Source organism: Phyllobacterium sp. P5_D12, from assembly GCF_054049495.1.
In genome coordinates, this window is sequence record NZ_JBFUMG010000193.1 from 1 (window position 1) to 7,931 (window position 7,931).

General features: G+C 56.2%; 6 protein-coding genes and 1 pseudogene. 3 read left to right on the forward strand and 4 right to left on the reverse strand.

From position 1 onward, the window contains the following. Positions 1 to 98: 98 nt before the first annotated feature. The 3 genes and pseudogenes from ACXJ5O_RS14020 to ACXJ5O_RS14030 all read left to right on the forward strand — a co-directional run. Positions 99 to 236: pseudogene (locus ACXJ5O_RS14020) on the forward strand (hypothetical protein); the annotation flags it as partial. 153 nt (positions 237 to 389) lie between these two features. After that, a complete protein-coding gene (locus tag ACXJ5O_RS14025) occupies positions 390 to 578 on the forward strand; it encodes a hypothetical protein (RefSeq protein WP_457300421.1) in 189 nt (62 codons plus the stop codon). 112 nt (positions 579 to 690) lie between these two features. Beyond that, a complete protein-coding gene (locus ACXJ5O_RS14030) occupies positions 691 to 951 on the forward strand; it encodes a hypothetical protein (protein ID WP_457300422.1) in 261 nt (86 codons plus the stop codon). A 21-nt stretch (positions 952 to 972) separates the two neighbouring features. Here ACXJ5O_RS14030 and ACXJ5O_RS14035 read toward each other — a convergent pair whose 3' ends face one another. From ACXJ5O_RS14035 to ACXJ5O_RS14050, 4 genes are all read right to left on the reverse strand, one after another. Continuing rightward, positions 973 to 3,297: a cellulose synthase gene (locus ACXJ5O_RS14035; RefSeq protein ID WP_457300423.1), complete on the reverse strand. Its 2,325-nt coding sequence runs from the start codon at positions 3,295 to 3,297 to the stop codon at positions 973 to 975. Next, positions 3,294 to 4,346, reverse strand: a complete 1,053-nt coding sequence (locus ACXJ5O_RS14040; RefSeq protein ID WP_457300424.1) for a glycosyl hydrolase family 8 — start codon at positions 4,344 to 4,346, stop codon at positions 3,294 to 3,296. Before ACXJ5O_RS14040 ends, ACXJ5O_RS14035 begins: the two co-directional genes overlap by 4 nt. Continuing rightward, the gene (locus ACXJ5O_RS14045) at positions 4,343 to 6,679 is read right to left on the reverse strand and encodes a cellulose biosynthesis cyclic di-GMP-binding regulatory protein BcsB (RefSeq protein WP_457300425.1); all 2,337 of its coding nucleotides are present in this window, start codon (positions 6,677 to 6,679) and stop codon (positions 4,343 to 4,345) included. Before ACXJ5O_RS14045 ends, ACXJ5O_RS14040 begins: the two co-directional genes overlap by 4 nt. After that, positions 6,679 to 7,931, reverse strand: a 1,253-nt coding sequence (locus ACXJ5O_RS14050; RefSeq protein WP_457300426.1) for a glycosyltransferase family 2 protein, incomplete at its 5' end; no start/stop codon positions are given. The genes ACXJ5O_RS14050 and ACXJ5O_RS14045, both read right to left, overlap by 1 nt.

The window sequence follows — 7,931 nt, forward strand, 5'->3', positions numbered from 1 at the left end:
GTCTAAGGAGCGATGGCAACGCGATTGAAATTACCGAGCTATCCTATCTGAAGTTTCTTGAGAGGATGTAGCCTTCGGTTACACGTTTCAGGCTCACGGGCGAATGGGATTATTCCCATCCATGGTTGAATCTGTTTCTGCCGGCGAGCGGGACGGCCGAATTTGTAAAAACACAACCGAGGCCTTACGGCCTGAGGAGATGGGTGCTTCGGGAGTTTTACTTCTATACCCTCTGAAGAGAAGCAATTTCCGGCAGCCGATGTTACGGGTCCCGAACGAAGATATATTCTTCTTGTTTGCATTGCTGCGCGCCGTTCCGCGCGACTCCAATCTGTAAAAGAATTAATTCTGGACAATGGACGTCTCTATCACAAAGCAAAAAGAATAGGTTGCGAGATATATCCAGTAGGTACGACCAGTATGACCCCCGCCACGATTGGATAGAACATTTTGGAGAAATATGGCCCGCGCTGAAACTGGCGAAGGAGCACTACGATCCGAACCACCTTCTAGCGCCCGTCAAGGACTCTTCCCAGGAAGTGAGGATTAAACTTAGCGAAAGGTCGCGCTCGGGCTGAATGAGGTGGGCTATTTATATCTTTTTCATGATTGAGCGAGCCGTATATTCTAGRATGAGCTAGATTGGCACGCTTTGTTTTCGGCTAAGGAATGATGATGAACAGACCAATAATGGCTCTTTTTCCTTTTCTCTTAACCATCGGTCTGCATTCTCCGGTTGCATTTGCCGAAGAGGACAGTGCATCGCAGCTTGCAACGATCAACAAGATCATAAGAGGGGAGGGAAAGCCCGGTGAAACCGCTACGACGAAGAACGGCGAAGTCATCTACACCGTTCTAGAAGGTGGCATCGTGGAAATCAAAAATTTACGCTACAACACCGTACAACGGTTCGGGACAATAAAGCCGAGCGACAACAACAGGTCAAAATAACGGAAAAAGTTCCGATCTCCCTCAGTATTCCCTGTTCCGTATTGCCCTGATCGTTGCCATACCGCGCAAGCCGTCCTTACTTCCCGTAGCCGCCACAGCCTCGAACACTCGTTGTGCATCGGCCAGACGATTCAGGTTCATATAAGCATAACCGCGCAGAACCATGAGGTCGTTGCGCTCCGGTGCTATGCGCGCCCGTTGGTCAAGTGCGAGCAAGGCTTCGTTGTAGCGGCCGGCGGTAAACGAATCCGTGGCGCGGGATGCCAGCAGTGCGGTGTCGAGTTCGATCTGACGTGACTGTTTCTGACGCGCTTTGGACGCCGCGACAGCAGCCTTGTCGGCAAGTCCAGCGCGTAGATAAGCGAGGCTCTGGCCGTAGGCGGCGTCGCTTTTGGCCGCTTCCGATCGGCTGAGCAAACCTCGTTCGAATGCTGCCGCTGCTTCAAGCGGACGGTTCATGTCCATCAGGCACCAACCACGTGTCAACGCACCGTCGGACGAGAGTGTTTGCGGATCGATCGTTGTCGTGCAGCCGCGATAGGCACGCTGGCTGGTGTTGACCGTCGTTTGCTGAGGGGGACGTGTACGTCGCGGTTCTGGGGCCGATTGCACTGGTTCGGTTTGATTTTGCGACTGGATAGCCCTGGACCGCGCGATGGTCTCGGCGACCCGGTCCGCGAGCGTCGGAGCAAGAGTCGTACTGAGCGGATTGGCTGCGACAACTGAACTGTCTTGGAGAAGCGCTGTCGCCGGAGCTCCCGGGCTAGTCGTTGATTGCGTCTCCGGTTGGTTTGCCGTCGAGGTATCGGTGCCAAACCGCTCCGGTGACGGAACGAGACCGCGTTGACGCGTGTTGCGCAATTCGCCGAGCCGCGCGATCCGGTCGGACTTGCCTGCCCAGCGCCGCTGGATATCGGCGACCCCCGCCGTGTCGCCAAGCTGCTCGCGGGTTAGAACCAGACCATAGGACGATGGCTCATCGTCGGGTTTCCATAGCAACGCTGTTGAAAACCAGCCGGAGGCCGTTTCGAACTGGTTGAGGAGATAGGCATACCAGCCGAGCTGTTGTGCCGCATTGGCGTCCTTGGCTTTCATGACCTCCGGAACCATACGTTGCAGTATCGCCGGAGCAATCTCGACAGGTGGGTCTTGTGCCAGAAGATTTGCAACGGCAGCCATATAAACGGCTTTCGCACCGTCTGAACTGTCGCGCCATTCATAGATGGTTGCCTCGGCTTCTGCAGGCCGGGACTGCGCGATCATCGCGAGCGCGAGGCCCTGCGAAGACGAGGCCGCATTTTCGCGGTCATGGGAAAGCCTGAACCATTTTTCCGCGGACACCGGGTCGTTGCGACGCAGGTAGTACCAACCAAGGATCAACGGATCGGAAGGCTCGACAATATCGTTTGCCAGTTTCTCGACACGGCTTATATCGGCTGGCGGTATCACCAACTTTGGGTCTGCGCCCGCATCGGCAACTGCTTTTCGTGCAAGGTCATTGCGAATGGAATCGAATTCCTTGCTGCCGTCCGCATTTGTCTTTTCTCTTGCAAGTAAGACGTCGAGATCGGCCCGGCCCAATAGCGGCAGCGCCTTTTGAACTGTCGCCAGCCGTTCTTCGGGCTTGGTGCAATTGTCAAGAACATAACCATAGGCGTCTTTCGCCCGCGCCACACGGTCAGTCTTGGCAAATGCTTCGGCAACGCGCCAGAGCACATCGACATCGCTGCAAGTCAAAAGACTGTTGTGGGACGAACCGATGCGGATGACGGTATCATACTGCTTGAGATCTGATGCGTTGATCAATTGCTCGCGTGATTCTGCAAGTTCCACCAGCTGCAACATATCCGCCGGAGGCTTCCAGCCCGGCTCGGAGGTCTGTCGTTCCTGAATGGCTTTGCGCAGTTCCGGGAGTTTGCCAGCTGCGTAAAGTTTCCACATCGCATCGAGCGCCGTGTCTGCCTGCGGCATCACAGAGGTCGGATCGGCCGGCGGCGTCCAGCCAGGGTAAAGTACGCGCAAACGAGCGATCTCCGCTTCGAGCCTGCGCTTGTCTCCTTGACGGGCGAAATAGCGAAGCGCCGTTTCATCCACCTTGGGCGCAGTCGCTGCACCGGGCGCTGGCGCAGCCGGCTTGGGGGCTTGCGTTTTCGGTGCCCGCCCGGACTGAGCTACGACATAGCTATCGTCGGCTTGCGCGTCTGGCGGCGGATCGCTGCTCTCAAGCATTGCCAAACGGACTGAGCCGTTCGCGGTTGCCAGAGCTGGAACATAGTCCAACTGCACCGCAACCAGTCCGGCGAAGGCGGCGATAATGGGAAGGATTAGCAGCTTCGACTTCTTCATAGGCATTCCGGATGTTGGCCGTAGACAAAGGATAGCGACAACAAATGGAGTGTCGATGGATAATAAAGTGTTGGCCGGAAGGACGTTACGCTTTGGGGAAGCTTCTTCTTGTCGAGTAGGCAATCGACGAGCGCAGGAATAATTGTGTAACCGGGATCGGTCAGGGTCTCTGTCGCAGTTCCGCTCGGAATATCGACAATCGCGACGTTTGTACCGTCAGGCGACATGCCATGACGCAGCGGTTCGAGCTGTGCGCGATCGGTGACGCCGGCACGCATCATATAGAGCGGGATACGCAAGGCGTTGTAGCCGAATTCAGGCGGGAATCCCTTGGCCGGCTTGAAAACTGTTCTTGCAGAGATCCAGTCAGCAGGCAAAGAGCGTGGACCCGCGCGCGCGACATCGATCATTGACAAGCCATCCTTACCAAGCCTGTTCCAATCAGTCGCTTGGTCGAGGGCTGCAAATTTGGGGAAGGCCTCAAAAATCCAGTAGGAGAGGTTGATAACCGGACCGTCCTCGCGCTCGGTCGCGGAAAAGCCGGTCACACCTGGAAGCAGCAGGAGTTGTTTCTGCGCCTCGATCACGTTGGTTTTGCCAATGGCCCGTATCATGGTTTTCGCAGTTGCCGTCAAATCTTTGCGGTCCCACCCCGATCCCGCCAGAATAAGCGCGTAAGCGATTAGAATGTCGCCGTCGGAGGCGTTGTTGCTGTCGGTCACATGCGGCTTGCTGTTGGGGTCCCATTTCCATACGGCAAGGCCGTCGTCACGCAGCAAGAACTCTGTGCGCGTGAACGACCAGATGAGGTCGAAATCTGCCTTGTTGTTGGCGAGGTACGCGAGGAGCAATCCATAGCCCTGGCCTTCACTGTGGCTGATTTTACCATTGGCATCGTCGATGACACGGCCGCTCGCGTCGACGAAACGCGACTTGTAAGCCTGCCAGTCATCCGGCTTTATGTGAGCCTTTGCCGATATTTGCGCCATGGAAGTGTTGCTCCAAACAAGAGCCAGGAGGACTCCCAAGGCAAGACTGTACAGCTTCATACGCGCCTCCCCAAATTGGAAAGGAGGCGGGAGGTGGCGACGCCAAGCAAAGTCGAAAAGACGATGAGCAGCAGTGAAAACGAAAGTATATTGCCGGAGAGCCAATTCGCGATGATCAGGCGCATATTGGAAAAGGACAGGGGCTGCGTCGGCACGAAAGTAAATTCACCGACCGGCACCTCCTGAATTTCGTCAGTTCCGCCTTTGTAGATGGAGATATGGCCGTCAAGTTTTGACCAGCGATCCTGCTGTGTCATGGCGCGAACACTGTCCAGAAGGCTATCGTCCGTAGGTGCGGTCACCAGGGTCCACACGCCATCACCGGCAGGATTGGCCCTCTGCGCGATCAATAGCGAAGCGGCAGGTTCCGGTGCATAGGGCTCGTCTCGTCCAGCATAAAAAGAGAATGAATTCAGAGAGATGTTGAAGGTACGGTTGAGCCAATCATCGAACGAAGAGATCTGGCCGCGCCAGCCGCGTCCGGCGAGCCGCTCTCGCCACTGATCGAATTCGACCTGCGTGGGGCCCGTATCGGCCGCCGGTTCGACGCCGCGCACGTCGCTCCAGACTGTACGGATGTTTTCGGCAATGCCGGTCTGAGTCAGCACGGTCGACTCGATCTGGGGAATTGCGCCCATAAACAGGGCGTTTGAATTGACGGTGGAGTTCGCCGTAGCGCGAGGGTCGACCTCAAGCGGCCTTCCCGCTGCGACGGACATGCGTGCGAGCAGGGTAGCCGCGGCGGAGTAACTCTTTTCGCCTCCATTGTTGATAATCACCGGCAGCGGTTTGTCGGAGCGGCCATAGGGAAAGCTCGTGCCACTCAGGCCTGCCAGATTAGGCATGGTGCCGATCCTGGCGAAGTCAGGCATCACGAATTCTGACGTGTCGAACAAGGCGAAACGCGTAGGGGAGGTTGCGCCTGTTCCTGGCGCACACACCGTGTCAGAACGCGTATTGAGTACGGCTTCCATCGTGATCAGATTAGCGCCGGGACGGAAATGCCGCATGGTGAAACCGATAGGAAAATGCCGGAGGATCTCGCCGCCTCTCGTGGTTATGGGAAGCGTCGCAGCAATATTGTCATTGACGTAGATATTGATCTGGCTGCCCGGCAGAACGTCCTCGGAGTAAGCTGCATCCAGCAGAATTGTCGCTTTGCCATATTCATTGGCGTAAAAGTCCGATGGCACGCCGATTGCAAATTCCGTGCGCAAACGCCGACCGTTGAAATTGCGTGTTGGCACACCGAGATCACGGAACTTCGCCCGGGAGGCAGACGTAAACAACGGGACATCGGGGGAGCGCCATGTCTGCGTTGACAGGAACGAGCGCGGCACACCGATTTCGCGCTTCAACGGATCGACTATGCTGGCAACAGCATTCGTTACGGTCTGCCAATCTGGCCCGCGCACACGCAGCACAGAACCTCCTGTGGCCGGATCATCGACGAAAGCGGCAAGGGGTGCTCCAGGGGTGTTTGCAAGCAAGGCTTCCGGCAATCCTTGCAGTTCATCATCGGTGCCAACCAAGATCGTGAGGGAGCCGGGCAATTGCTCTTTCGGCATTGCCGGAGAGATCGTAACCGCCAGATTGGGCATATTGGCAAGGACTGCCAGTGCTTCGGCGAGGTGCAACATTGGCGCTGTCGCCGCCATACGATTGATGGCGGGCACGACGAGATTAAAGGTCGTGCGCCCCGCCGCATCGACGCCGATCGCCCGTACATCATTGATCTTTCTGAATCTGCGGGCACCATCTCCTGTAAATGACAGAAAGGTCTTGGACGGATCAACTTCCGTCCACAATTCATAGGTCGATTGCACAGTGCAGTCCGTACGGTGACGTAGGCTGGTACTCATCTTGAAGACATTGAGACCTGCCTTCAATATTCCTGCCGGGACATCGACCGTCAGCGTCTTCCGGTTTTCCGAAGATTGCACAGGTTCATTGATGATCCGGGCATTGTTGATTGACAATGTCAGTGTCGACCATTCCGGCGCGACGATAAGGCTGTTCTGGTAAGTCAGTGACAACGTTGCTGCAGACGCCGCCTGATCCTCGGTAATGAAGACGGCCCAGGTTTTCTCGCCGGTCTCTCCACTGAAGGACAAGCTGTCTTGCGGGATGATATAGCGAATCGTCGGGACGTCTGACTTCGGAGCGGGCAATATGGGAGCGAGATCGGGCGTTGCTGGCACAGTCGGCTGTTCCGGTGGTGGAGCTGTTTCCTCCGCCGGTTTTTCAGGTGACATATCGAACGGCGAGACCTGCGCCTGCAAGGGCAGCGTGGCAAGCATTGTCAATAGGCAGGCGGTGAACAGCCGTTTCATCACGTGCGCTCCCATCCCACCTTGTCCCTTCCGGTGATCTGCCGAGCAAGATAGGAGAAGCCCCGGTAGGTCTGGAACATGGCTACACCGAAGAACCAGATCGTTCCCTTGATAAGGCCCGGATTGCCGCGCCTGTCGAGCTGGAATTTCGTCCATTGCGAAGAGTTTGCAAAGATCAGATCCGCTATCAGCTTATRGTCCGTGGGATCATCAGGCATGAACAAGCAGCCAACCGCAGTCTCGCCGGCCTGTTTTCGGATGTTTCGCACCTGAATGGGAAGATCGCCCATTTCGCCAGTCGCCGATGTTTTGAAGCGGACGTCCGATGCCATTTCGATGGATAGCTCGTCGGTCAGGTTCCCCAAAAGCTGAACGCGTATGCCATTGACGGACACGTCGTCTATCGTCCCCGGAACCCATTTGTCGCCAAGTCGAAACTCGCAACGCCTTGAAACTTTGACGCGGCGGGAAGGCCGTTTATCTCCCCGTTCGGAGACCACGCCGAGAGCGCACCCGGCAAAGATCAGGTTGAGCAGGTTCCAGGCGCCGACAACCAGCGTAACATCGGCCTTATATGGCTCCGTATAGATACGGTAGATGGTCACTCCGACACCGACGAGGAGTACGAAAAATATGACGAAGAAAGGTGCAGCCAGTTCCGACAAGCGGCTGCGGTCGATCCGTTCATCCTTCGCAGTCACCTTGAAAGTGGGTTTGCGCGGATTCAGGATCACCGAGATGACAGCGGGCAAAAGATGGATTGTTTGTACGTATTCGTAGAGTTCCGAAATCCACGGCCAGCGGAATGCGCCGTAGAGATAGTTTTGCATCATCAGGTTCACGATCATGTAGATGAGCGTATAGGCAAGGAACTCGCCGCCGGATGCAGTGAAGATTTCGAGGCCGAAGAAAAGATAGAACAGGGGAGCGACGAGGAATATGGCACGGGGAAAAGGGAACAGCCAGAACAACGTGGAGGATAGATAACACAGACGTTGCGGTACGGAGAGACCACCATTGAAAAGCGGAAAACGGAAGCGCAAAATTTGCATCATGCCTTGTGCCCAGCGGCTTCTCTGGCCGATGAAACTCGCGAACGTCGCAGGCTGTAGGCCAGCAATGAGTGGCTTGTCGAGATAAACGCTATTCCAGCCGCGTGAATGCAGTGCGATCGCCGTCTCGCAATCCTCGGTGATGCTGACGCCACTGAAACCGCCGGTCACGTTCAACGCTTCACGGCGCAAGACTGCCG

Bases quoted from the DNA above. Each gene is read 5' to 3' on its own strand.
- ACXJ5O_RS14030 (WP_457300422.1), top strand. From the start codon at position 691: ATGGCTCTTTTTCCTTTTCTCTTAACCATCGGTCTGCATTCTCCGGTT.
- ACXJ5O_RS14035 (WP_457300423.1), bottom strand. From the start codon at position 3,297: ATGAAGAAGTCGAAGCTGCTAATCCTTCCCATTATCGCCGCCTTCGCC.
- ACXJ5O_RS14040 (WP_457300424.1), bottom strand. From the start codon at position 4,346: ATGAAGCTGTACAGTCTTGCCTTGGGAGTCCTCCTGGCTCTTGTTTGG.
- ACXJ5O_RS14045 (WP_457300425.1), bottom strand. From the start codon at position 6,679: ATGAAACGGCTGTTCACCGCCTGCCTATTGACAATGCTTGCCACGCTG.